Source organism: Bdellovibrio sp. HCB274 (assembly GCF_047306075.1).
Taxonomy (GTDB): domain Bacteria; phylum Bdellovibrionota; class Bdellovibrionia; order Bdellovibrionales; family Bdellovibrionaceae; genus Bdellovibrio.
Genome location: NZ_CP178623.1, coordinates 2,673,748 through 2,697,173 on the forward strand (window position 1 = coordinate 2,673,748; position 23,426 = coordinate 2,697,173).

Annotated in this window: 20 protein-coding genes and 1 riboswitch; of the genes, 9 read left to right on the plus strand and 11 right to left on the minus strand. The window is 47.1% G+C overall.

From position 1 onward, the window contains the following. Both ACLWNV_RS12955 and ppdK read right to left on the minus strand, forming a co-directional pair. Positions 1-900, minus strand: coding sequence for a MipA/OmpV family protein (locus tag ACLWNV_RS12955; protein ID WP_413584864.1), 900 nt, complete (start codon positions 898-900; stop codon positions 1-3). Positions 901-1,016: 116 nt separating this feature from the next. After that, entirely contained in the window at positions 1,017-3,734 is a 2,718-nt protein-coding gene (ppdK, locus tag ACLWNV_RS12960) for a pyruvate, phosphate dikinase (RefSeq protein WP_413584865.1), read from the minus strand. A gap of 348 nt (positions 3,735-4,082) precedes the next feature. Here ppdK and ACLWNV_RS12965 point away from each other — a divergent pair, with 348 nt between their 5' ends. Then, positions 4,083-4,394, plus strand: a complete 312-nt coding sequence (locus ACLWNV_RS12965; protein ID WP_413584866.1) for a hypothetical protein — start codon at positions 4,083-4,085, stop codon at positions 4,392-4,394. Between the two features lie 62 nt (positions 4,395-4,456). On the opposite strand, the gene ACLWNV_RS12970 is transcribed toward ACLWNV_RS12965, so the two are convergent. From ACLWNV_RS12970 to ACLWNV_RS12985, 4 genes are all read right to left on the minus strand, one after another. Then, positions 4,457-4,990, minus strand: coding sequence for a hypothetical protein (locus tag ACLWNV_RS12970; RefSeq protein ID WP_413584867.1), 534 nt, complete (start codon positions 4,988-4,990; stop codon positions 4,457-4,459). Between the two features lie 56 nt (positions 4,991-5,046). Next, a complete protein-coding gene (locus tag ACLWNV_RS12975; RefSeq protein WP_413584868.1) occupies positions 5,047-5,970 on the minus strand; it encodes a hypothetical protein in 924 nt (307 codons plus the stop codon). Between the two features lie 125 nt (positions 5,971-6,095). Continuing rightward, positions 6,096-6,953, minus strand: a complete 858-nt coding sequence (locus tag ACLWNV_RS12980; protein ID WP_413584869.1) for a hypothetical protein — start codon at positions 6,951-6,953, stop codon at positions 6,096-6,098. Between the two features lie 114 nt (positions 6,954-7,067). After that, positions 7,068-8,414, minus strand: a complete 1,347-nt coding sequence (locus ACLWNV_RS12985; protein WP_413584870.1) for a glycine--tRNA ligase — start codon at positions 8,412-8,414, stop codon at positions 7,068-7,070. Positions 8,415-8,575: 161 nt separating this feature from the next. Here ACLWNV_RS12985 and ACLWNV_RS12990 point away from each other — a divergent pair, with 161 nt between their 5' ends. Then, complete coding sequence (locus ACLWNV_RS12990; protein WP_413584871.1) at positions 8,576-8,929, plus strand: hypothetical protein; 354 nt, start codon at positions 8,576-8,578, stop codon at positions 8,927-8,929. Between the two features lie 30 nt (positions 8,930-8,959). Here ACLWNV_RS12990 and ACLWNV_RS12995 read toward each other — a convergent pair whose 3' ends face one another. Continuing rightward, positions 8,960-9,952 (minus strand): HNH endonuclease, encoded by a 993-nt coding sequence (locus ACLWNV_RS12995; protein ID WP_413584872.1) that lies wholly within the window; start codon positions 9,950-9,952, stop codon positions 8,960-8,962. A 546-nt stretch (positions 9,953-10,498) separates the two neighbouring features. Between ACLWNV_RS12995 and ACLWNV_RS13000 the strand changes: the two genes are divergently transcribed. Both ACLWNV_RS13000 and ACLWNV_RS13005 read left to right on the plus strand, forming a co-directional pair. Next, positions 10,499-10,963 (plus strand): hypothetical protein, encoded by a 465-nt coding sequence (locus ACLWNV_RS13000; protein WP_413584873.1) that lies wholly within the window; start codon positions 10,499-10,501, stop codon positions 10,961-10,963. A 167-nt stretch (positions 10,964-11,130) separates the two neighbouring features. After that, positions 11,131-15,435: a hypothetical protein gene (locus ACLWNV_RS13005; RefSeq protein ID WP_413584874.1), complete on the plus strand. Its 4,305-nt coding sequence runs from the start codon at positions 11,131-11,133 to the stop codon at positions 15,433-15,435. A gap of 29 nt (positions 15,436-15,464) precedes the next feature. Here the strand turns inward: ACLWNV_RS13005 and ACLWNV_RS13010 are convergent, their stop codons facing one another. After that, positions 15,465-15,881, minus strand: a complete 417-nt coding sequence (locus ACLWNV_RS13010) for a hypothetical protein (protein WP_413584875.1) — start codon at positions 15,879-15,881, stop codon at positions 15,465-15,467. Between the two features lie 52 nt (positions 15,882-15,933). Between ACLWNV_RS13010 and ACLWNV_RS13015 the strand changes: the two genes are divergently transcribed. The 4 genes from ACLWNV_RS13015 to ACLWNV_RS13030 all read left to right on the plus strand — a co-directional run bounded on the left by ACLWNV_RS13015 (position 15,934) and on the right by ACLWNV_RS13030 (position 17,894). Continuing rightward, positions 15,934-16,728 (plus strand): Mrp/NBP35 family ATP-binding protein, encoded by a 795-nt coding sequence (locus tag ACLWNV_RS13015; RefSeq protein WP_413584876.1) that lies wholly within the window; start codon positions 15,934-15,936, stop codon positions 16,726-16,728. A gap of 99 nt (positions 16,729-16,827) precedes the next feature. Continuing rightward, on the plus strand, positions 16,828-17,118 hold the full coding sequence (locus ACLWNV_RS13020; RefSeq protein ID WP_413584877.1) for a hypothetical protein: 291 nt from the start codon (positions 16,828-16,830) through the stop codon (positions 17,116-17,118). Positions 17,119-17,249: 131 nt separating this feature from the next. Then, a complete protein-coding gene (locus tag ACLWNV_RS13025) occupies positions 17,250-17,552 on the plus strand; it encodes a hypothetical protein (RefSeq protein WP_413584878.1) in 303 nt (100 codons plus the stop codon). A 27-nt stretch (positions 17,553-17,579) separates the two neighbouring features. Then, positions 17,580-17,894 (plus strand): hypothetical protein, encoded by a 315-nt coding sequence (locus ACLWNV_RS13030; protein ID WP_413584879.1) that lies wholly within the window; start codon positions 17,580-17,582, stop codon positions 17,892-17,894. A gap of 439 nt (positions 17,895-18,333) precedes the next feature. Beyond that, positions 18,334-18,407, plus strand: a riboswitch (cyclic di-GMP riboswitch). 419 nt (positions 18,408-18,826) lie between these two features. Here ACLWNV_RS13030 and ACLWNV_RS13035 read toward each other — a convergent pair. Together ACLWNV_RS13035 and ACLWNV_RS13040 are read right to left on the minus strand one after the other, a co-directional pair. After that, entirely contained in the window at positions 18,827-19,312 is a 486-nt protein-coding gene (locus ACLWNV_RS13035) for a DUF488 family protein (RefSeq protein WP_413584880.1), read from the minus strand. A gap of 147 nt (positions 19,313-19,459) precedes the next feature. Continuing rightward, positions 19,460-20,269, minus strand: a complete 810-nt coding sequence (locus ACLWNV_RS13040) for a TIGR02147 family protein (RefSeq protein WP_413584881.1) — start codon at positions 20,267-20,269, stop codon at positions 19,460-19,462. 148 nt (positions 20,270-20,417) lie between these two features. Here ACLWNV_RS13040 and ACLWNV_RS13045 point away from each other — a divergent pair, with 148 nt between their 5' ends. Continuing rightward, the gene (locus tag ACLWNV_RS13045) at positions 20,418-21,698 is read left to right on the plus strand and encodes a hypothetical protein (RefSeq protein ID WP_413584882.1); all 1,281 of its coding nucleotides are present in this window, start codon (positions 20,418-20,420) and stop codon (positions 21,696-21,698) included. Positions 21,699-21,810: 112 nt separating this feature from the next. Here ACLWNV_RS13045 and ACLWNV_RS13050 read toward each other — a convergent pair whose 3' ends face one another. Beyond that, a complete protein-coding gene (locus tag ACLWNV_RS13050) occupies positions 21,811-23,403 on the minus strand; it encodes a LysM peptidoglycan-binding domain-containing protein (RefSeq protein WP_413584883.1) in 1,593 nt (530 codons plus the stop codon). Positions 23,404-23,426: the final 23 nt, after the last annotated feature.

Below are 23,426 nucleotides of genomic sequence, written 5' to 3' on the forward strand. Positions count from 1 at the left end.
CTAATCCAAAGGAATCAATCGCTGATCGCGACGATGTTGACGATAGCGGTTGATCACACCTTGAGTGTCTTCCGGAGAAACTGAAGGTTTGGACGATTCGCCAAACTGGTACATGTAACCCAATCCCCACCCGATATTATAATCTGATTTATGCAGCGGACTGGAACGGTTCGCTGACCAGGAATAGTCGGAAATCGAAGCGCCGATATAAAGCGAAGAACGCCCCGACGCGAACCTTTGGTAATAGGAAAGATTGGTATTTAAAAAGCCCGCCTGCGCAGCGTATTCCGAACGCCCCGCACGCACATCACCGCTATCCACTTCATAGTAGGTTTCCATGTACTGATTGGAAGCCGCATTCGCCTCTAAAGCGGTCGTACCCGTTATTAGAATTTGCGTATCATAGGGACCGCGGGTTTCGCCAACCCAACGATAAACAACCTGGGCTTTTAACAACATGCCGTTTTCACGAATGTAGTCATTACGAAAAGCTGCAGAGAAAAAAGTCGCCATTTGAAATTCCCAGGTGCCGCCACTATCGTAAACCAATTGCGGTCCCCCGTTTAAAACCAACGGCAGATCTTCCATTCCAAAGCGCGCTTTGTTTTTACTGGAATCCAAAGGAAAACGCCCAGAACCGGAGAACTCCAAGGACCATCCATCAGATTTTAAAAGATAGGCACGACCACCCTCGCGGTCATCGGCACGCAGATACTCCCCGCGGTATTGGAACGTTGGGAACGGCAACATTAATTGGGAGTACTCATCAGATGCAGGATAATCAGCGTAGCGAACGTATCCCAGACCTATACCCCAGTCCCACAAAGGTCGACCTTCGTCCTCTGCAAACGCCGCAAAAGAAAATGAAAGTCCAAGAATGAGGAACACAAAGAAACGCATACCTGATTATCGGAATTTCTTCGATTATCCCAACTGGACAACACTGTATTTGTTCAAAAGATTCATCGCGTTTTGGGCAAAAAAAAAGAGCTCCCATAGGAGCTCTTTTGTACTGCTTAAGAATGCAGTTTTTTGTTTAACAACGTCGCACGAGCTGCTGCCAGTCTGGCAATAGGTACGCGGAACGGAGAACAAGAAACATAGTCAAGACCCACCTTATGGAAGAACTCGATAGAATCAGGATCTCCACCATGTTCCCCGCAGACACCGATCTTCAAAGACGGTTTCATACGGCGGCCCAAGTCCACACCCATTTTAACCAGGGAGCCCACACCCACCTGATCGATGGATTGGAATGGATCCTTAGCCAAAATACCGCTGGAAACATAAGAGCCCAGGAAGCGACCGGAATCGTCACGGGAAAGACCCAAAGTAGTTTGTGTCAAATCGTTCGTTCCGAAGCTGAAGAAGTCAGCGTGTTCTGCAATTGCGTCTGCCGTCAAAGCAGCGCGCGGAAGTTCGATCATGGTGCCGATCGCGTAATCAAACTTCAGACCTTTTTCATTCTGAACTTTGCGCACTTCAGTTTCGGCCTGACCGCGAAGCATATCCAATTCTTTATCCGTCGCAACCAATGGGATCATGATTTCTGGCGGAGAAAGTTTCAAACCTTCCTTCAGCATCATGCACGCAGCTTCGGCGATTGCACGAACCTGCATGATGTAAATTTCAGGATAAGTGATCGCCAAACGGCAACCACGGTGACCCAACATCGGATTGAACTCGTGCAAAGCTTTCACTTTGGAACGAAGGCGATCATAGTCAGTGCCAATACGTTTCGCCAATTCTTTGGTTTCATCATCAGTGTGAGGAACGAACTCGTGCAAAGGCGGATCCAACAAACGGATCGTCACTGGCAGACCGTCCATGATTTTGAACAGCTGATAGAAGTCATCTCTTTGCATAGGCAATAGTTTCGCCAGGGCTTTTTCGCGGTCCATTTTATTATCGGCGATGATCATCTCACGAACAGCATCGATGCGGTCTGCACCGAAGAACATGTGCTCAGTACGGCACAAGCCGATACCTTCTGCACCGAAGTTTTTCGCCGTTTGCGCATCTTTAGGTGTGTCAGCATTCGTGCGCACTTTCAATTTACGAGTGCGGTCTGCAACTTTCATGATGCGCTCAAAGTAAGCATCCAATTTTGGTTCGATAGTTTTAACTTCGCCCAGATAAACTTCACCCGTTGAACCATCCAAAGTAATGACGTCGCCTTTTTTAAGAACGTAGCCCTTCACCTTCATGGTTTCAGTGCGATAGTCAACTTCAACTTCTCCGCAACCCGCAACACAGCATTTACCCATACCACGTGCCACAACGGCCGCGTGGGAAGTCATACCTCCGCGAGTGGTAAAGATACCTTGAGCTGCAACCATCCCGGCAATGTCTTCCGGAGATGTTTCAATACGCACCAGGATAACTTTCTTGCCTTGCTCTTTCCACTCGACTGCTTCCTCGGAAGTGAAAACGATTTGACCGTTCACACCACCTGGAGAAGCCGGCAAGCCTTTTGCCAGCAAAGTCTTTTGCGCTTTCGGATCCAAAGTTGGATGCAGAAGCTGATCCAACGATGAAGGATCCAAACGAAGCAACGCTTCCTCTTCCGTGATCAACTTTTCATCGATCATGTCACAGGCAATTTTCAACGCTGCTGCCGCCGTACGTTTGCCGTTACGGGTTTGCAGCATCCACAATGTAGAACGCTCGATTGTAAACTCGATGTCCTGCATGTCACGATAGTGACCTTCAAGTTTTTTGTAGATATCAACCAGTTGCTTGTACGCTGCAGGTAAAGCTTCTTCCAAAGATTGCACGCCCGCTTCTGCGGCTGCAATTTTGGTTATTGGCTGTGGAGTACGGATACCCGCAACGACGTCTTCACCCTGAGCATTGATCAGGAACTCACCATAGAAAGCCTTATCCCCTGTCGACGGATTGCGCGTGAACGCCACACCAGTCGCAGAGTCATCACCCATGTTACCGAATACCATAGACTGGATATTCACCGCTGTACCCCAGGCTGCCGGTATGCTGTGCAGTTCGCGGTAAGTGATCGCGCGCGGAGTATTCCAGGAACGGAATACCGCTGAAACTGAACCCCACAATTGCTCCCAAGGATCTGCTGGGAAAGACTGACCTGTCATTTGGTGCACAAGTTCTTTGAACTTCTTAACCAAAAGTTTCAAATCATCAACGGTCATTTCCGTATCAAGTTTGTAGTGTTTTTCTTCTTTTAAATCTTCCAAAGTCACTTCAAGAAGTGACGAGTTCATCCCCATCACAACGTCGGAATACATCTGAATAAAACGACGATAAGAATCCCACGCAAAACGTGGATTGTTGGAAGACTTGGCCAAGCCCTCAACCGTTTGATCATTCAGACCCAAGTTCAGAATTGTATCCATCATTCCTGGCATGGAAGCGCGTGCGCCCGAGCGAACGGAAACCAGCAATGGATTATTCACATCACCAAATTTTTTGCCGATTTTGGATTCAACTTTTTGCATCGCTTCGATAACTTTTGGACGTACCCAGTCTGGAAGCTTGCCACCTTCTTCATAGAAGTGTGTGCAGATTTCAGTAGAGATTGTGAACCCTGGAGGAACCGGAATTCCCAAAGAAGTCATCTCAGCAAGGTTTGCTCCTTTACCACCCAGGATGTTTTTCATTCCTGCGTTGCCTTCGGATTCACCTGCCGCGAAGAAATATACGAACTTCTGCGGAACAGCGGTTTTCGATTTTTGTTTTTCGATAGTGACGTTCTGGTCCATTGTTTCCCTTCCAGGTTGTCTTAACGATTCTGTCTTGATGTGAATGAACCTAGATAAAACAATGCTAAACCCCTAATATCAATGAAATATTACGACACTTCGCCCCTCGCAATAGTAGAGCGCAAGCTCAAACCTCAGGCCCGAAAAATCCTTCCTAAAATCAACAACTTAAAGAGAGAAATGCTCAGCAAAAAATTTGACTAGTGACATCTAAGATCACGAAGGAGTGCGCTGTTTGCGTTTTAGACATTCCCTAAGTTTTTACATTTGCCGCAAACTCTGCCCCAGCAAGCCTTCCGCACGTGCTAAAACCCCCGGATCGAAGTTTATAAATCCCTAGGAGATATTATGAAAAAGCTGGTTGTTCTTATGTCTTTGCTTGCAAGTTCTTCTGCTTTCGCTGCAGGCGAATGCACTCGCGAAGATGCTCAAATCGTTGGCACTGTAGTCGCAATTCAACAAACTGATGGCGATCTTTGTGTTGCTCAACTTTCTTTCGCGGGTCGCAACAACATGTTCAACCCAGCGTACGGCTGCCCACTTGATAAATACGAAGTCCAATCTCAAGGCGTTTTGCTAGAGTGCGGTCCGGTTGTTGGTTCTCAGGTAGACGGCATCCTTTATCGTACAAGCCCTCAAGGTCCAATTCTTCTTTACTAAGAAGTTTGACCGATTGATTCCCCTGTCAGGGAGCCTCCCCAAAAGGCTCCCTTTTTTTTATTCTAATATGCCCGCTGAATCCTGGATTGGTCGCGGATATAGTAACGCCCATCCTGATCGCGGCGAATAACGAACAAACCGCGCTCATACGCCGAATGCACAGTGCCGTTATAGTAAGTGGAATTCGTAGGCCCTTCCACGATGCGATCACCTTCACAAATAGAGCGCGCACCACATCTCATTCTTTTTGAAATCAAACGCGCATCACGCTGATAAACTTTGCGATCACGGTCATCACGCACATTGATCAGGCGCCCATTCCCCGACACCTGCACAACAACGCCTGTGTAGTATTGCTTACCCACAAAAGGACCGGAAAGAACATAGTCCCCCACGGAAATACGCCCAGGAATTGGATTCGGTGCTGGTTGTTGTGGGGGCTCAGGTTGTGGCCCGGGTCCCGGTGGCGTGCCCGGAGTGTCTGGTGGAAGCGGTTGTGGGAACTCGTCCCCAGGCTGCGGTAGATCTGTGATTTCGGCCCGAAGAACAGGCGTCAGAGCTAGAATAAGAGAGAAGAAAACGAAAGATGCTTTCATCGAAATGAGTCCCCTTGTTGAAGGCACTCATTTCCATGAAATTCCAGAGCGCCTTTTTAGCGAATCTCGCGGTAAGGGCGCAGAGTCAAGTTACCAGAGTATGGATCTTGAATGACAAAGAAACCATTCTCGTAAACGCGCAGGATATTGCCAAAATACATTTGCTGGCCAGCGCATAGCTTTTTATAGCAGCCCACTTGTTTTGCAAGGTCGCCATTCTTACGAATGTCCTTGCTGCCAGTGTATGTGCTGATCAAATAAACTCCGCCCGCGTAGACTTCCAAAACTTGCGCTTCGAAATACGGCGCAGAACCCATCGCTTCAGAAAGAACTGTCTGCCCACGGCAGATGCCAGTTTTTCTGTTGCAGTTTTCAGAGTTCAAAATTTCTTTGTTCTGCAATACATACTTGCGACCCGTGAAGTCTTCAGAAACCAAAGACCAACCGTTCGAGTACGTAGCAAGGATAGTTACCGGGTTGTAGTTGCGACCACGATTGGATTCGTACATCGCCTTGTGCCCTTCACAAAGACCTTTGCTGGAGCAACGAAGCCATACGCCGACTTGTTTGGATTTGTAAGTGCTGATGTTGCCGTTGTAGTCCGAACGAAGAGTCACGAGCTTGCCATCGCGGGATACGGAAACCACATTCCCTGTCAGGAACATGCCACCATTCACTACCAAGGCGCGATCACCCACGGAAAGTCTGTCATCTGTATCTGCACCCGGCACACCTGAAGACGGCGGAGCTGGAGGAACCGGAGTCGGGTTTGTTTCAACCGGAGGTTGTTCCGGAGTTTGTTCTGGTGGAAGTGGTTGAGGCTCTTGAGGCCACTCGTCAGAAGGAGGCGGAGGAGGAAGTTCTGGCAATGGTTCAACAGTACCGGATTCATCACCGCCCGGAATAGGAAGATCGGACTCCTCAGCAAAAGCGTGAGAAAGATTGAAAACCACAAGCATTGCGATCAGCAAGTTTTTCATTGGAAACATCCCTTCAATAAACAGGGTTCCAACTAGCAAAAATCGCGGAAATAGTCATTCAGAACCGTTAATCTTCGGAGACTTGGGGTGTACTTTGAAAAAAGAACCCACATAATCGAAATGAACTAGGAACCTGCTCGAACAAACTTCCAATCTTTGACCCGCTCATTGAAAAAACCACACTCTTTATAGGCCCTACGAATGGTCCCTCGGTCCTCTAAATTTTTATAACCTTTTCGGAAGGCTTGGATGACCTGATTGGACTGCGGAAAGTCTTTGTTAAAGGACCACACTCGCCCACCCGCCAAGGCCACTTTATAACCCGGCAGCGGGACAAGTTTGATATCTTCATCCGTAAAACTTAAATCATCCGTCGAGCGAAAAGAAGAAAGCATCAGGTCGGCCCGCCCGTTCCCCACCATGCGCACCATCAACGGCCAATGCTGAACATCCAAAATGTTTTTAAAACCCGCATCGGTGAGTGCCTTGTAATCACTCTTCCACACACTGCTGGTTACGATGTTTAATTTTTTGATTTTACCAATTTCCATTTTTTTGAATTTGGCAATGCTATCGGGTTTACCATAAAGACCGGCAACAAAATCTCCGGGCCGAACGGTGCTGGGCGAGCTCCACAAATTGTCGGCGCCCTCTAAATCCTGGGACCAAATGGTGTTGCCGGTTGCCAGAATAGAGCCGCTTTTTAGTTCCATCACAGTGCGGGTGTAGCTGGGTGAGCCTACGAACTCGACCCTGGATTTTAATCCCCCAATGGACAATGCCTGCTGAAACAAAATCAATTCCACGATATCCCTGCGGGCCCCCGGATCTTTGAAGCTGTCGATGGTCAAGGGGTCACGGCCCTTAAGATATTTGTTGTAGTACTCAAGCACGTCCTGAGCCACTGCGGCCTTAACAACCAAGCCTGCAAAAACCGGCTGTGAAAAGGCAATCAACAGAACTACAAACAAAGATATTTTCATAGATAAAAGTTTACTCAAGCGCACTGGGGATTCAAATGACATCTGTGATATTACCCGGCCAAAAAAAAATGGCAGTTATGAAACTGCCATTTTCTTTTTTTGATTCTTTAACAACTAAAAGTTTTTTAGTTTCATCGCAACGTAGGAGTTTAACTGCGCCATTGGAATGCGCTCTTGCACCATTGTATCGCGGTGACGTACCGTTACTGCCTGATCGTTGATTGTGTCGAAATCGATAGTCACGCAGAACGGAGTTCCGATCTCATCCTGACGACGGTAGCGTTTACCGATGGAAGCCGCTTCGTCATATGTCACATCAAAGTCTTCTGCCAGCTGATCACGAAGTTTATCCGCGATCGAAGTCAGCTCTTCTTTTTTCGACAATGGCAGGATCGCCACTTTGTACGGAGCGATTTCCGGGTGCAGACCCATGACCACGCGCACATCTTCTTTACCCGCCTCATCCGTCGTTACTTCCTCGCGGTAAGCATCGCACATGAATGCCAGGAACAAGCGATCACAACCCACGGCTGTTTCAATAACGTAGGGGATGAATTTTTCTTTGTTCGCTTCATCGAAGTACTCAAGGTTTTTACCCGAGAACTTCATGTGTTGAGTTAGGTCGAAGTCTGAACGGTTATGGATACCTTCAAGTTCCGAGAAACCCATTGGGAATTTGTATTCAACGTCCACTGCAGCACGCGCATAGTGCGCAAGCTTCTCGTGAACATGAACTTTGAGGTTTTCTTCCTTGATGCCGTATTTCAGATAGAACTTCCAGCGACGCTCTTTCCACTCTTCGAAGAATTTGTCGTCAGTGCCGGGTTTTACGAAATATTGCATTTCCATTTGTTCAAATTCACGAGTACGGAAAATGAAATTTCCTGGCGTGATTTCGTTACGGAAGGACTTACCGATCGCTGCGATACCAAATGGTACTTTGTAACGGGAAGATTGTTGGCAGTTCAGGAAGTTCACAAAGTGACCTTGCGCTGTTTCCGGGCGCAGGTACACAACACTCGCTGAATCCTCCAACGGACCCATGTGCGTTTTAAACATCAAGTTGAAGTTACGCTCTTCAGATAAATTCTTGCTGCCGCAATTTGGGCATTTTTTATCTTTCAGGTAAGATTCTGTGTTGTCTGCGCGGAAACGCGTTTTACAGTCTTTACAGTCCACCAATGGATCCGAAAAACCATCGACGTGACCAGATGCTTTCCACACTTGGGGATGCATCAGGATAGCCGCATCAAGACCGACGATGTCAGGTCTGCGGGTCATGGCATTCCACCATGCGCGTTTAACGTTTAGTTTCATCAATGAGCCCAAAGGACCATAGTCCCAGCAGCTGCCCAGACCACCATAGATCTCGGAAGATTGAAATACAAAACCACGACGTTTGCTAAGGCTGACAAGAGTGTTTAAGTCAGCAAGAGGTCTAATTTTAACAGGAGTGCTCATGAAGCTCTACTTTCCCCTCCGATGGCTTCGGAGTTGCTAGTTGTTTTTGGACTCAGGACGGTCTGAGTTACTAGGTAAGGAAGTTACACTTGGGTCCAGATACAGTCAACAAATCCGGGTCTTTCTTGATCTCGGCCCGGGACCTAAGACATCCTATTTTTATGCAGCGCACTTTCATGTTTTTCACTCTTGCCCTGGGCCTATTTTTATCCGCTTCGGTTGGCCACGCCAATTCCGTACCCAAGTTCGTGAAAAGCGAGGAAAAGATTCGTGAAGAGATGGTAACCATCTCCCGGGAACTGGGTGTCACCTGCACCGAATGCCACAATGTTCAGAACTTCACCGACGGCAGCAAGAAAAGCTTCAAAGTCAGCAAAGAGCACATGAAACTAACTCAAATGCTAAAAGAAAATGGCTTTGACGGTAAAAAGGGCCCGACCGCAACCTGCTATATGTGCCACCGCGGAAAACTAATGCCCGACTACAAAGAACCTGTCACTGCCAAGGCCCACTAATAGCCAGTTGAACAATCACCTGCCTAAAAGTTAAAAAGCGCGGTTCCTATTATGATTTGCGCAAAGTAACCGCAGATTTTCCAAGGAGTGACCTCCACCTTTTGAATAAAGCTGGATATGATCGAACTGGATTTGATATCGCGAATCACACTTTTTCCCCTCAGGACTGACATAAGCACAACACCCGCCATCCCTTTTCCACACCTGATTGCGAATCGACGCTGGTATATAGCGCTGGCGAGGCTTTGAATTTTCAGAAGCCACCCTATTGATTTCAGTCTGAGTTTCTACTTTCTCCTTCTTACTTTCAGTTTCGATATTGCATATTACTTTCGGCGCCGGTGTCGCAGTGCGGTCGCAAGGCTGAGGCTTTGAATGAGATACCATACGTTCCGAGTTGATTCTTCGAAGTTCTGGATCGGATCTCTTAAGCTCACGATCGGCCAACAGTTCAATAAGTTCGGCATAATTCATATCGTACTGGCTGTGAGATAAAAGTCCCTTCAAATGATCAAGCTTTCTTCGCAACTGCTCATCAATATTCAGACGAACTTCCATATGAGTCTCTGTTAAAGCGCGAACTCTTTCAGCAGGCAGCGCCGCTGCCGGGGAATGACTAATTAAGATCTTCTCAACCTCGCGAGATGACTTACTTTGAACTGCCGCAACCAAGTCTCGCTTGCATTCAACGGAAACACCACCTTCGCGTTTTGTTTCCATACGGATAAAACTCTGCACTTGGGCAGCCGTGGTCAAAGTCATTTCACCGTTAGAGATTTTCTCCTGCACTTCCGGAACGGATTTCAACAAACGCATCGCTTGAATGCGACGGTAACCGGCACTTTCAGAATAACCAAGCTCCTTGGTCACATAATCAAAAAGACTGCCATAGCCAATATCCAAAAACAGCCGGCGTTCTTCGACTTCGCGAAGGTGACGCAAAAATTCAACCTGAATACGACGTTCTTGTTGAACTAAATCTTTTACTTTAGCTAGAAGTTGGTTGTTAGATAGGTGTTTCATCTTACATCTCCAAGCCCTCATGCGCGTATAACTTTAGATTGTCGTGCAGAGAGTTTATTAATTTTATGTTCTTGTTAAAGAAGTTATATACCCATTTTTAAAAGCGCATTCTTGGCCCGTTTTTATTCTGGAAAAGCATTTTAAGAATCCTCAAAAAACACAGCCACAGAAGAGCACAAACACCTTTGTAAGACGTACTTTCAAAACATTTACGGCGCTCCCCTGCGATAGAAATATCACGGCGTATAGAAAAACCTCCGCAGTCGAAAATCACGTCAAACAAATTTGAATTACATCCAGGGCAATGAAACATAGCAACACCGGCGCAGGTGTTTTAAGCATAAAGATCGTGAAAGGCATATGCCCAATCCGAAGAACGAACCTTGATCAGCCACCGCACACGATTGATTGCCTGATTGACTGCCGAGGATCGGCACTGCTGTGGTTCTTAAGCGGATCAACTTGAGAAATCTCCTCTGACGTGGAACTGAATGCAACTGATCAAAGCATAGCCTTTGCTATTAATCTCCTTAACGGGAGAACTCCATGCGCTTTATCCTTTGCTGTCTCATGTTGGGACTGACTATTTCAAACTACGGAACTCCGACTTCGAGCGATTTTGCCTCGAAGTCTCCGCAGGTTTTATGGCAAGGGCGTCAGGGCATTTACAAGCTGGTGGCTGGCGCTGACAACTGTCCGTCTTCCGTTACTTGGATTGAGCAATGCCGAGGCTTTGCTCTGGTTGCAAAAAACGGTGATACGGTTTTAAGCAAAAGCGAGATTTGTGAAATCGGAAAAATCCAGCGACCCGTGCGCGGAGAATTTGGCAAAATGCTTGCCCACGCCCAAATCAAAGATCAATACGTGCACAACAAAGAAGAATTGCTTTTCGGAGCAGACCGTCTGCCTCTAAGCGAAGATATCGTGATTTTCGATACGGCACGCACTGGATTTAACTGGGAGCATATCTCCCGGGGCACTCAGGGTTATAGCTGCCTCTATTCAAAATAAATTCAAATTTTCACTATTAAAAACGCGCAATACATTCATAAAGTTTCCTTGATTCGTTTCAGAATGAAACAGAGGAACTATAGATTCCCCGACAACAATCCGAATAATTATCTATGGAACGTCTTGGTCGGGTTATTCGGAATGCTGTCGCGTATGCAGTCTGGGGGGTGTGTTTATCACTCTCACTGGCAGCATGTTCCCTTGATGCCAGTCTTTTTGATGCTTCAAGTTTGGCGATCTTTTCATCTGAGCCCACTGTCACAAAATCAAATTCCATTTTAGTTGAATTGCAAAGTACCAACTCCGATCCGGTGACTCTTTCGTCCATTCAGGTCACAAATGGAACCGCGCACTCGTTGGTTGCCACAGGCTCCAGTTATACATTTACAATCATTCCTTCCAGCGAAGGTGACGTTAAAGTATGGGTTAACTCCCCGTCGGGTACGAAATCAAATGAGCTTTCATTTGTGATTGACTCAACTCCCCCGACAACAGCATTGAGTTCGACTGAAGGCAGTCCGACCACGGCAATGCAGTTACCATTTACTTTGACGTTGACGGAAGAAACTTCGCAATCAGTTCAACCATCCGATCTTACAGTTACAAATGGCACTGTTACTTCGCTGGTTAAATCAGGTTTCAACTATGTGGGTACTGTGGCGGTGACAGCTTTTGGAGCAGTCACATTGTCGCTTCCCGCAGGGAAAGTTGCCGACCTTGCCGGCAATGGCAATTTACTTTCAAACACTCTTTCCTGGAATGTCGGACCTTTGACATCTCCTACTGTGACTTTGGCTCTTGCACCACTCTCGGAGGTTCTGGGAAATAGTTCCGATTCTTTTAGCTGGACCGTCACGTACACCGATGTAAACGCTATCACGCTTACAACTTCCGATATCTCCTTCGGCGGCACTGCACCTGCAGGCTGCACACCGGTTATATCAGGAAGCGGTTTAGTTCGTACCGTCACGGTTTCAGGATGTACTGGAACCGGCACAATGAATATTTCTGTTGCAGCCAACTCCGCTTCATCAAGTTCAGGAGTGCAGGCCCCTGCTGCCGGACCGTCTACATCAGTTACTTTGGATAATACGGGCCCGGGAATTTCCTTGGGTGCGGCAACTTCAACTGGCGTTACCAGTTTAGATACCTACTATTGGGATGTAACTTATACAGACGCCGTGAGCATCACACTTTCAGCTTCGGATGTCTTGCTGTCGAGTGCTTCAGCGGGCTGTGTGGCAAGTGTAACAGGCACAGGTCTTACGACCCGAACTATCTCCGTCACAGGTTGCACCACCACCAGTGGCGTACTGAATCTGAATATTGCGGCTGGCACTGCGGTAGATTCCCTTGGAAACTTGACGGCAGCAGCCGGCCCTGGTTTGGTTACGGTCGATAACAAAGTTCCCGCAATCACCTGGGGTGGCTGGATTCCAACAACAGGAAATAGCTCTACGGTTTTCACCCGCAATATCACTTATCGTGATTTCTCTACTATATCCCTGTCAGATTCAGATGTTGTTTTGACTATGAATGGAACCGTTTCGGGATGTACGGCTTCTATTAGCACAGTGTCTGCAAACCAACGTCTTCTTTCGGTCACCAATTGTTCGGGAGATGGAACTGTATCGGCCGCACTTAAGGCAAATACAGCTATTCACGGCGCTGTGAATGCTCCGGCATTCACTTCAGCAACGGCGATGACGGTCGACAATACCGGTCCTACTTTAGCAATCACCTCTCCTTCCACTTCAATCGTTTACAATTCTACTTACGAAGCAAGCTTCACTCTTACTTATGCGGGAGCAACCAGCTATAGCCTTGACGCTTCCGACATCACTTTAAGTGGTAATACTCAAGGTTGCGGCGTAACTGTAACGGGTACAGGTTCGATCCGCTACGCAAAGGTAATCGGTTGTCTGGAAACAGGGTCGTACACATTGTCGGTTGTTGCCGGCACTGCCGCAGATGCAGTTGGCAACCAAGCCCCAGCAGCCGGGCCTTCCGCTTCGATCAACGTAAAAACTGTCAGCGTAATTTCCTTCACAAAACCAGCTGATATGTTCTCCGAAGGCAGTGGCACTTCTTCGCAGAGTTTAGACTTAACGATTTCTCCGGCATCGGTCTATGATATTCACCTGTCTTATAATCTTGGGTCGCTTACCACCGCGGTTTCCGGTGTGGATGTGAATCTGCCAGCAGGAACCATCACGATTCCGGCAGGCAGCACCACCGCTTCTATTCCATACACTTACACAGGCAATGGCTCCGCCAACACATCGAAAGTTGTGCAAGTCCAACTTAGCTCCACAGATTCGCCTGCTCACGAGCTGGGCTCGGACTACATTGCCCGTCGTCTTGCTGTCGATAACGAAGATCCTGACAACGTGACCTACAAAAAAGTCTCGGCCGGTGGCTCGAATACTTGCGGCATCACTAAAAAAGATGAACTAAAATGCTGGGGTTTCAATGACGATGGCCAGATGGCCAATGGCACCACTGTCAACTCTCCGACCCCAATACTGATCGACGCTGGCACTTCATACAAAGAAGTCACTGCCTCCAGTGGAACTCAACATATATGCGCGATCACAACTGCCGGAGTTTTAAAATGCTGGGGTCGTAATACTGCAGGAAGCTTGGGCACGGGTAATTTAGCAAGCTCGAATGTTCCATTGATCATCGACGCTGGCGAAACCTATGCATCGATCACCGCTGGATATGCATTCACCTGCGGCGTCACTACGTCCGGGGTTCTTAAATGTTGGGGACTTGCTTCATCTTTAGGAAATGGCAGCGCAACAGATCAACTAAGCCCTGTCGTCATTGATGCCGGGACTTCTTATTCCTCTGTTTCCGCGGGTGGCTCTACAGCATGTGCTATTGTAAGTGGTACCGGTCAGCTGAAATGTTGGGGTGCTAACTCAAATGGGCAAGTCGGTAATGGTACGACGACGGCCGCACCAAATCAGGTTATCATCGACAGTGCTACGGCTTATCAATCTGTATCATCAGGGACTTCCCACACTTGTGGTATCACTACCGCCGGCGTCTTAAAATGTTGGGGTGTCGGTATTGCTGTCGGTCAATCAGCTTCGTCTTCCACACCCATTGTCGTTAATAACGGAGTAACATACTCAAAAGTAGCCGCGGGCAGAACCAGATCCTGCGCAATTACTTCCACCGGAGTTATGAAATGTTGGGGTTCGGGCCTTGACGGTCAATCAGGCTCTAACATGACTCCAACCGTTTATGATTCAGGGGTTCTTTACTCGGAAGTTTCCTCAGGACTGGCAAGCTGTGGTATCACGTCAGCTGGACTTTTAAACTGTTGGGGTGTCGGCACGGGCGCAACTGACAGAGGTGTAAAAGGAGATGGCACGGGCACTGCTCACGCATCTCTATTGAAAGTTTCCTTGCCTTCAACAGTTACGACAGCCGCTGTATCTGCCGGGATGGACAGCGCCTGCGCACTGACCAGCACCGGAGCAGTTTACTGTTGGGGTGAAGATCAAAATATAATAGAATCCATATACACCGATAGACCGGCGCCGGTTCCTCTGGATATTGGTACCGCTTATCTTTCAATTAGTGTGGGAGGCGGAGCATGCGGTATTACTTCGACCAATTCTTTAAAATGCTGGGGAAGAACTGCCACTTGGGGAGTACTTGGTAATGGAACCGCAGTGGGCTCTCAATATCCGGTCGTGGTCGATAGTGGTGTCTCTTATAAAAAAGTTTCTGTTTCAAGCAACCACGCCTGCGCGATTACGACGGCGGGACTTTTAAAATGCTGGGGTACAAACACAAGCGGAAAACTAGGCAATGGGAATTCAATTGCACAACTTTCGCCCGTGGTAATTGATGGCACTGAAACATACAACGAAATTTCGGCGGGCAGCACTCACACCTGTGGTATCACGACTTCCAAGGTTTTGAAATGTTGGGGTCAGAACAACAACGGTCAATTGGGCGACAACACGACGACTGGAAAAAACACTCCAACAATCATCGACACGGGTGTCAATTACATTGCTGTGGCTACCCCAAGATACCAGGGTTCTCACACCTGCGCGATAACTGAAGGAAATACGCTAAAATGTTGGGGTGGTAATAGTAACTATCAGGTTGGAGACAATACCAACACGACCCGGATTTTTCCAATTACCATCGATGGCAGCTCTTCTTACCAGAGCGTCTCTGTTTCTGACGGCGCCAGCTGCGGAGTCTTAACCAACGGACAGGCAAAATGCTGGGGACAAAATTCTTACTTCCTCACAGGATCGACTCAAAACAGAGTGCCCGGAACCGTCCCGGCGTTGGGTGTCGATGTGTATTCTCAAATCAGTCTAGGCTGGAGTGCCGTGGCATTCGCAATAAAAAATGGCAATCTTATGACCTGGAGTAAGGGTGCCATAAACTCAGGCGTCGGCGCCATCTGGAGCACGCCAAGTCCGGTCAGTCCTTAAAGCTTAAAAATGAGACAATTAAAATTCGATTAGGTCTTTTTGAGGATCGCCTGATAAGCAGTCTCGAAAAACTCGATGGACTCCTTTTCACAGCGTCTTATTTGCGTCTGATAGGCCTCTGTGACGGTCGTAATGGAAGCCCCTGCTGGAACCCCCAGCACTTCATAGGCATCCCAGGTATGGGAATTATAGGAAAAGATCACATTTAGATTCTTTGCTTTTCTTTGTGCCAAGTCCGGGTGAACCGCTGGTCGCGTCGCTGCCACAGGCCCCACCTCTTGGGTGATGCTCGCAGCGGGCTCGGGATTGATCAGAGGCGGCGCGCTGTCCTTGGCATTCATGTCCAGGCGCGTAGGATTTTTACTCCCACCTCTGGATAAAAGGTACCAGACAACGAATGCCCCTGCTCCCACAAGGTTCAACGTCAAAAAATCTTGGCTATTCATGTAAAGTCTATTATTCGTTGTCAGTTCAAAATTAGCAAGGAGTCCGTTAAAAATGGCTGCACCAAATCCGTTTGAAAAACAAACTTCCATTCCCGGAGTGAAACATATTATCGCGGTCTCTTCGGGCAAAGGTGGCGTGGGTAAAAGCACCGTCGCAACCAACCTTGCTATGGCCTTGGGACGTAAAGCAAAAGTGGGTTTGCTTGATGCCGATATCTATGGCCCGAGTATTCCTCGCATGTTGGGCTCTCTTTCTCAGAAACCTCAAATCAACCCCGATACGAATCAACTTGAACCGATCCAACGTTACGGCATCAAACTGATGTCTATTGGCTTCTTGATCGAAGAAAATTCTGCTGTCGTTTGGCGTGGTCCGATGTTGTTCAAAGCGATGGATCAATTCCTGCGTGACGTGAACTGGGGCGAGTTGGATTACCTGGTTGTGGATTTGCCACCGGGTACTGGTGATATTCAACTGACTCTGGCGCAAAAGGTTCCAGTGGCTGGCGCTGTTCTGGTTTCTACGCCGCAAAACGTTGCACTGATTGACGTCAAAAAAGCTGTGGACATGTTCCAACGCGTAAACGTGCCGTTGTTAGGCATGATCGAAAACATGGCATACATGATTAATCCCGTGAATGGCGAAAAAATGCAGCTCTTCCCTAAGGGCGAGATGGATTCTTACGCAGCACAAAAAGGTATTGCAAAGCTTGGGGAAATTCCATTCAACCCATCTGTGGGCCTTGCTTGTGAAGCCGGGATTCCGATCGTTGAGGCGAACAGCAATGGCGCTGAGGCACAGGCTTTCATGGCCGTTGCTGACAAACTGCGTGAGATTTTACCGTAAACATTTGCGAGCAGAAATCCCCCCGAGTTGAGCTTTTACAACTTGCCATCGTCTTGGTTTGTTTGTTGAATAGCCGAAAACCATATTGAGGGGGATCTCATGAAAAAATTCTTCGCTGCTACTTTGATCGCACTAGGCTTCTGCGTTTCTGCACAAGCTGAATACGCAATGCCAGAACTTCCAGTTGTTCAAGCTTCTGAAGTGTACGCTACTTCTGCTGACCAAGCTGAGTCTGCTGAAGCACTTGCTTGGAAAACTCAAGGTAAATACTGCTGCTACCAATCTTACGGTGGTGGTTTCTGTGAATTGAGCTCTTACCACAATGTTGGCACTCCTTGTAAGTGCTCTCGTGGTGGTGACGCTACAGTTTCTGGTCACGTTTGTCGCTAATTCAGCAATAAACTTGTCGGCCATCGGTCTGTCCAGTTCATGTTCCGCAACAATGTCTGTTGCGGAATATGGAAGTCGAAAGACAAAAGAGGGACAATAGACTTGTGGCCGTTATAACTGCGAGGCAAAGCATGAAAGCACTGATATTCGCAATTATTTCCGGAATGACCTTTTCAATGGCGGCAATGGCTGCGCCAACAAACGTCGATATTCTTTCGGCACTCTCCTCACCTTCTAATGCTTCTACAATTTATTCTTCACAATCGGTCGAGGGTTTTGAAACCGTCAGCTCCAGTGATGATATGCAAATTATGGGTGTCTGCTGTCCCGTAGGCGGTGCGCCTGCCTGTGGATGGGGAGACTTCCCTGTCGGCAGCGACTGCTACTGCAAACACGGCAACAAAGTTTATCCTGGAACTGTTTGCGGTAAATAGTTATCGCAAAAAATTAAGGAGGATTTTATGAGAAAGGCACTAACCACCTTTACTCTGGCCCTTGCATTTGCGCTTTCCGCGAATGCAGCTCCGCAATCTCAACTTCCCGCCGATCGCCCTCTTTTCCCTATTGAAACTCAATCATCCGGCTTGATGAGCACCACTGAAGAACAAGAAGTTTTGGATATGGCAAGACAAGACGAAGCCGACGCCAAATACTATTACGGCAACAAATGCTGTACAAACTATGGCTGGTGTTATCTGAATCAATGGGCTCCTGTGGGCTACAGCTGTTACTGCTATAGCTGGGGCTGGTACTACTACGGCCGTGTTTGTTATTAACATCGGCTTAATTATCCGCTCACCTACCAAAAAGGACACTGCCACCGTGGCGGTGCCCTTTTCCTATTGGCGAATATACCGCCGTGCTTTCACTCTAGCTTTCCCTCCGTGAGACAGGTTTCGAACTGTTTTGAGAAAATGATGTCCATCACTTTGTCGAAAAATAAATTCGAGCTATTCTGTAAAAGTTGAAACCGAGTGGCTCGTTAGACTCGACTTGTTCGGGTGAATGCTTTTTGGGCCAGCTAAAGGAGGACAGTGATGAAACATCGTATCCACGACCATCATGATGAAGCACCGAAGTGACGACCGTACACAAGGATTGCTAAATCGAGGTTCAGGGTTCAGGCCTCGTAAAAGAATGATGAACTGGTAGGATCATATCGAATAACTCAAAGGAGGTTCCTAGGGTTATACTCGTTAGGATTTAGATCCTTCCTTTGCCTCAAGGCAAACCATGGGAAATCATGGGGCGCAAAGCTACAGGGGCTTCACTGCCAGCCAGCTGCCAAAGGTCACAGAGTACCTAAGGGAACTTAGAGGTGTGCAAAATGGAAGGTCTTTTTATTACAAAGGATTGGTTTCATTCCCCTCGCCTAAGAGTTATCAAAGACGATTCCTCTTAGGCACTTTTTTTTCTTTCTTCTTTTAATTACTTTAAAAACTTAGTGTTCGGTTGATCAGCTTGCTGGATAGGCGTGTTCCTATAACGTCGACACGCCATCCTTGGCTCACCGTCGCCGGCTGCGCCGGTTCGCGCATCCATGCGCCGACGGAGGTCGACTTTTACAGGAACACGCCTATCCATCAATCCGACCTACGACGTTCTTTCTTTGAAGCTTTAAAGAATAAACAAGGATCGGGCTCATTGAGTTGTTTTTGTTATCTCTCGGATTGAGGCTTCGCCCAATCCTTTTGTTCAGGTTAGAAGGTTAGAGACTTGCTAGGCCCAAGGATTTTTGCTTTGGGAGGACGTTTAGGTCTTTTACTTTGGTGGCTGGGTGTTTTGTTTTTATTTTTTCGGTTAGGTAGTGGCGGTGGCAGTCAGTGGCTTCGTTTTCGTAGCATAGGAGGGCTGAGCGGCCTTTTTGTTTTGCTAGGCGGACTACTTCTTCTATTTGTTTTGGGTGTTTGGGTAGGATTTTGGTTTTGTAGTCGTTGAACATTTTTTTGCGGGTGATGAGATGGGCTTTTTCTGCTTTTCTCCAGGCGGAGGGCACGCCGAGTTCGGTGCCCAGGTATTCGTAGCTTATGTTTTCTTCGGCTAAGGCAGCGGCCAGTTTGTTTTTAGAGAAGCCTTTTTTGCGACTGACGGGGTTTCGGCGAATGTCGATGATTCGTTTGATTTTGTTCTTTTTAAGACCTGCTACAAACTCATCGATGTCGCAACCTTCGTAACCTACTGTGTAGATTGTCATGACTCCCCCACTTCACATTTCATCATAGACGAGTAACGAAGGCGGTGAACCAGCCTGAGCAAAAAAACAAAACCACTTTTTGAAGTTGAGCTTTTTAACGCATCTCAAAACCGAACGGTTATGCACAGCAGTACAAAAAGGGAACTGTTACTTGAGGGGTTTGAAAAAGTCTATCGTCAAGGTTGCAAGATCTTCTGAGTTGGAGGCCTTGGCGACTTCGACGGCTTCCTGAATTAGCTTTACTATTTTTTCGCGAATGATCGTAAAATCTTTATTGGAAATCGACATTGGCGCTGTGAAATTCAACTCCTCCGGTGTGGTTTGTTCCAGGGAATTGATCGCTCTTAAACGCCAGTTCGTGTGATGCCTGACCACAAATGGAGAATTTGCGGGCACGTGTACGTGCTGCTCACCCATGTGGTATTTTGATTTTTCAAATTTGCATAATCCGGTTCTGCACAAAAAGCCCAGGATCTCTTCCATTTTACTTTTTGAAATCTGGAATTTCTCTGCCAGTTGTTCAAGTGTCTGACCACCTTCACAGGCTGCAAACAAGCGGACCGCCGAATAAATCCAGCTGGAGTAAAAGACGGCGCGATCCTCATCGGTGAGTTGCTTGTGATCCTTCATCCGCTCCTGCAACTGCAGGCGTCTTTTTAAAATTTCATCCAGCTTTTTTTGGAAGTAGGCGCGCGCCTCTTTGGTTCCCGCGCGATTCTGCTGAAGCAAGACCTGTAGATAATCATTTTCAAGTTCTGAAAGCTTCATCAAACTACAAGTCGCCAGCCACTGCTCAGAACTAAAATCCTTGGCTCCCTTCAGAACCTGCGAAATAAAAGTGGGATGGACCCCCACCCTTTCTGCCAACGATGAAGCCGTCATCCTGTGCTGTTTCTTCTCCAAAACCAGCCAATCTTGAAGCATTTTTCTATAATCATTGTATTCAAAAATATCCATATATTCAGTATGTTGCCACTTTTAATATACTATCGGTATATTTTTAAATTAACTTTAGACTAAGAAAATATGGCGGATCGCGTCGCCCATCCGTATAACTCTCCAAAACGAGTTCCCTAGAACTTAAACCCAACCAACAGGAGAGTTTATGAAAACTTCAACCCCTATGAAACCAGGGCATATTTCATGCAGTTTTGCCAAAGTAACAATGGAGCCTGCTCAGATGAAAACCGTGCGCTTTTTAGCCCTATTAACGTCGATCTTTTGCCTATTTGGGACAAATATCGCCGTGGCGCAAGTGGAATACTCAGTAACCTCGTCCCTAGAAAAAAACAGTGCCGTTCAGCCTGTCACCGCTTCCCAACAAGTTTCAAAAATGCTTAATACCTCTGGCTCGTCAAAAGCTCTAGGAGGCGTAGACACGGGTGGAGGAACAATCGTCAATACTCCGAATGGACCGGGCTTATTGGATCTTTATCTTTACAACCCTTCGGCGTTTGCAGATCGCCGCATGAATTCAAATAGTTTTGTCCAAGATGAAAGATCCCGGAAGATTGGGATTTCTCTGCTGTCAAATTTTGACCAACCAGTCATGCGACGAGCATCAAGACAGATCGACAAGTGGCTTAACTCTTCCCCTGCGCTTATCGACCGCGTGGGTGCAGCACTTAATAGAATGACTGTTTACGTTCACAACGGAACATTTGCATCATTGCCCAAAGAGTATTACCTACCCGCTCAGGCGAACATTCCAGCTGGAAAACTAAAAATGGTTGCCCTCTATGTTTCGGGTTTTGGAGTTAACATTAGCGCCACAGATTTTAATTCTCTTCCAGAGCTTCATCAGACAGCGTTGATTATTCATGAAGCACTCAGATATTTAAAAGACCAAAGAATTCTAGAGATCTCGAATCAGACAATGCAAATGCTGACGGCAAAAATCATGTCCGATCCACTACCGAATGAATCCTTGGATAGAATCGAGTATTTTAGCCGAGCAGCAAAGCCTGCCGTATCTCAATACCAAAGTTTCTTAGATGAGTCGGAGTTGCTTAAAGAATCATTCTGCAAAAAATATTACTGGGCACCGGCAGCCCTTCCTTGTGATCGAAAAATCAACGCCAGTGATATCTCCAATCTTTTGAATGCAACTCAACGAGCCCTCGATGAAATTCCTGAGAAAACGGATCTCCACGCAAAAATTTACGGAAATTACGTAGATCAACAATATTTTTTAGCAGACACTTCCATGCTCACTATAATACATGGTAGTAACGACGAGTTCAGAGAACCCCTTAAATCAAATGCGCAGTACATATTAGACAGGTATTTCGACGGAGAGCTTAAAGGTCGCCAGCACAGAGAAGTTCAATCAACTGTGAAGGCCTATTTCAAAGGCCGAGGAATCGAAATCCATTATTCGAAATAAATGATTTCCAAAGAAGAACTCATAACGCATATCAAAACCGAACGGTTCTGCACAGCAGTACAAAAAGGTAACTGTTACCCAATAAAAAAACCACTCTCTCGAGTGGTTTTTTTTAATTCGCGTCTGCGATTGGGATTCTGATTCTGGAGCCTACCATCAGGGAGGCTGGGTTGCGCAGCTTGTTTTTTTGTTTTAGCTGGCCGACTGTTACGTTGTATTTAGCAGCGATATCAGTCAAGTTGTCGCCCTTACGGACTACGTGTACTTTGCTTTTGGCTACCTCCCGGGCGGAACTGCTGTCCCCACCTGGAATTTTTAGTTTCATGCCCAACTTCAATTTGCTTTTGCGTTTGATGTTGTTGGCACGTTGAAGCTCAGCTACTGACGTCGAATATCTTTGTGCGATCGAGAACAAAGAGTCACCCGATTGAACCACGTAGTAACGACCCCCTGTCAAATCGGCCGCTGCTGTTTCAACGGATTTTTCAACCGCTGGTTTTGCATTGGTTTTAGCTGACATAGTGCTGTTGTTTTTACGGTCAGAGCGATCACGAAGTGGAGTACGATCTGGTACGTAGATCGTGCGGCCCACTGTCAGACGTGATTTTCTTGGCAAGTCATTAAGATCGCGGATGTATGCCACAGAAGTTCTGTACTTACGAGCGATGGACTTAAGATTGTCGCCTCTGCGGATTTTGTATGTTGTTGTATCACCGCTATCCGCGATGAACTTCAAATCAGTAACCACAGATTCGTTCGCTGCCACTTTTGCAAGTTCAGTAGAACCCGGTGGAATACGAAGAACAAGTTCGCTGCCTTTTAGGATCGCCACTTCACCTTTGAACTTGGGATTCAATGCTTTGAAGTCCTCGTAGTTCAGGTTTAGTTTCTCCGCCATTTGGCGCATGTTGATCGGCTGATTCACAGTGATGTGATCGAATTCGATCGGTGGAAGATAATCGATGTCTTCGAAACCGTACTTAGCCGGTTCTTTAGCGATCAACTTGGCTGCGATAAATTTCGGAACATAGTTGATTGTTTCAGCTGGAAGACGTTTCTTGCGGGCAAGCTCCCAGAAATCACGCGTGTAGTGATTCATCACTTCGCGTTTTACACGGTTTTCACCCACGTTGTAGGAAGCCATGGCCAAATACCAGGAACCGAAAACGGAATAAAGACCTTTGAAATATTCTGCTGCTGCTTGAGTGGCAAAAACCGGGTCACGACGCTCGTCCACGAATGGATTGATTTCCAAACCGTAGCGTTTGCCTGTCCCACGAATGAACTGCCAGTAACCCACTGCTGCTGCATGCGAAGTTGCATTGGAGCTAAAGCCTGATTCAATCAAAGCGATGTAAAAGATGTCTTCCGGCAAGCCATTGTCGCGCAAAACTTTCTTCATCAGCTTTTCATAGCGAGAAGAACGCGCCAAATATCTTTCCATGTGATGGCGGCCGCGGCCCTGGAAGTAAGTGATCCACTTTTCAACAAGTGGATTAATTTCTGTAGGGATAACATCCAATTCCTGGTCTACGACCTTGGGACCCTCAGGATCTGACAAACGGAACGAGCCGATATCTTTGATTTCTGTCGCCGGTCCGTTGCCTGCATTCCCAGCCGCCTGATCTCCGTTGCCGTTCATTTCCTTATGAACACAACCCGAAAGCAGGCCCAGGACGATACTTAATGTAACTAGTCTCCTCATGAGTCCTCCGAACAGATTTCAGG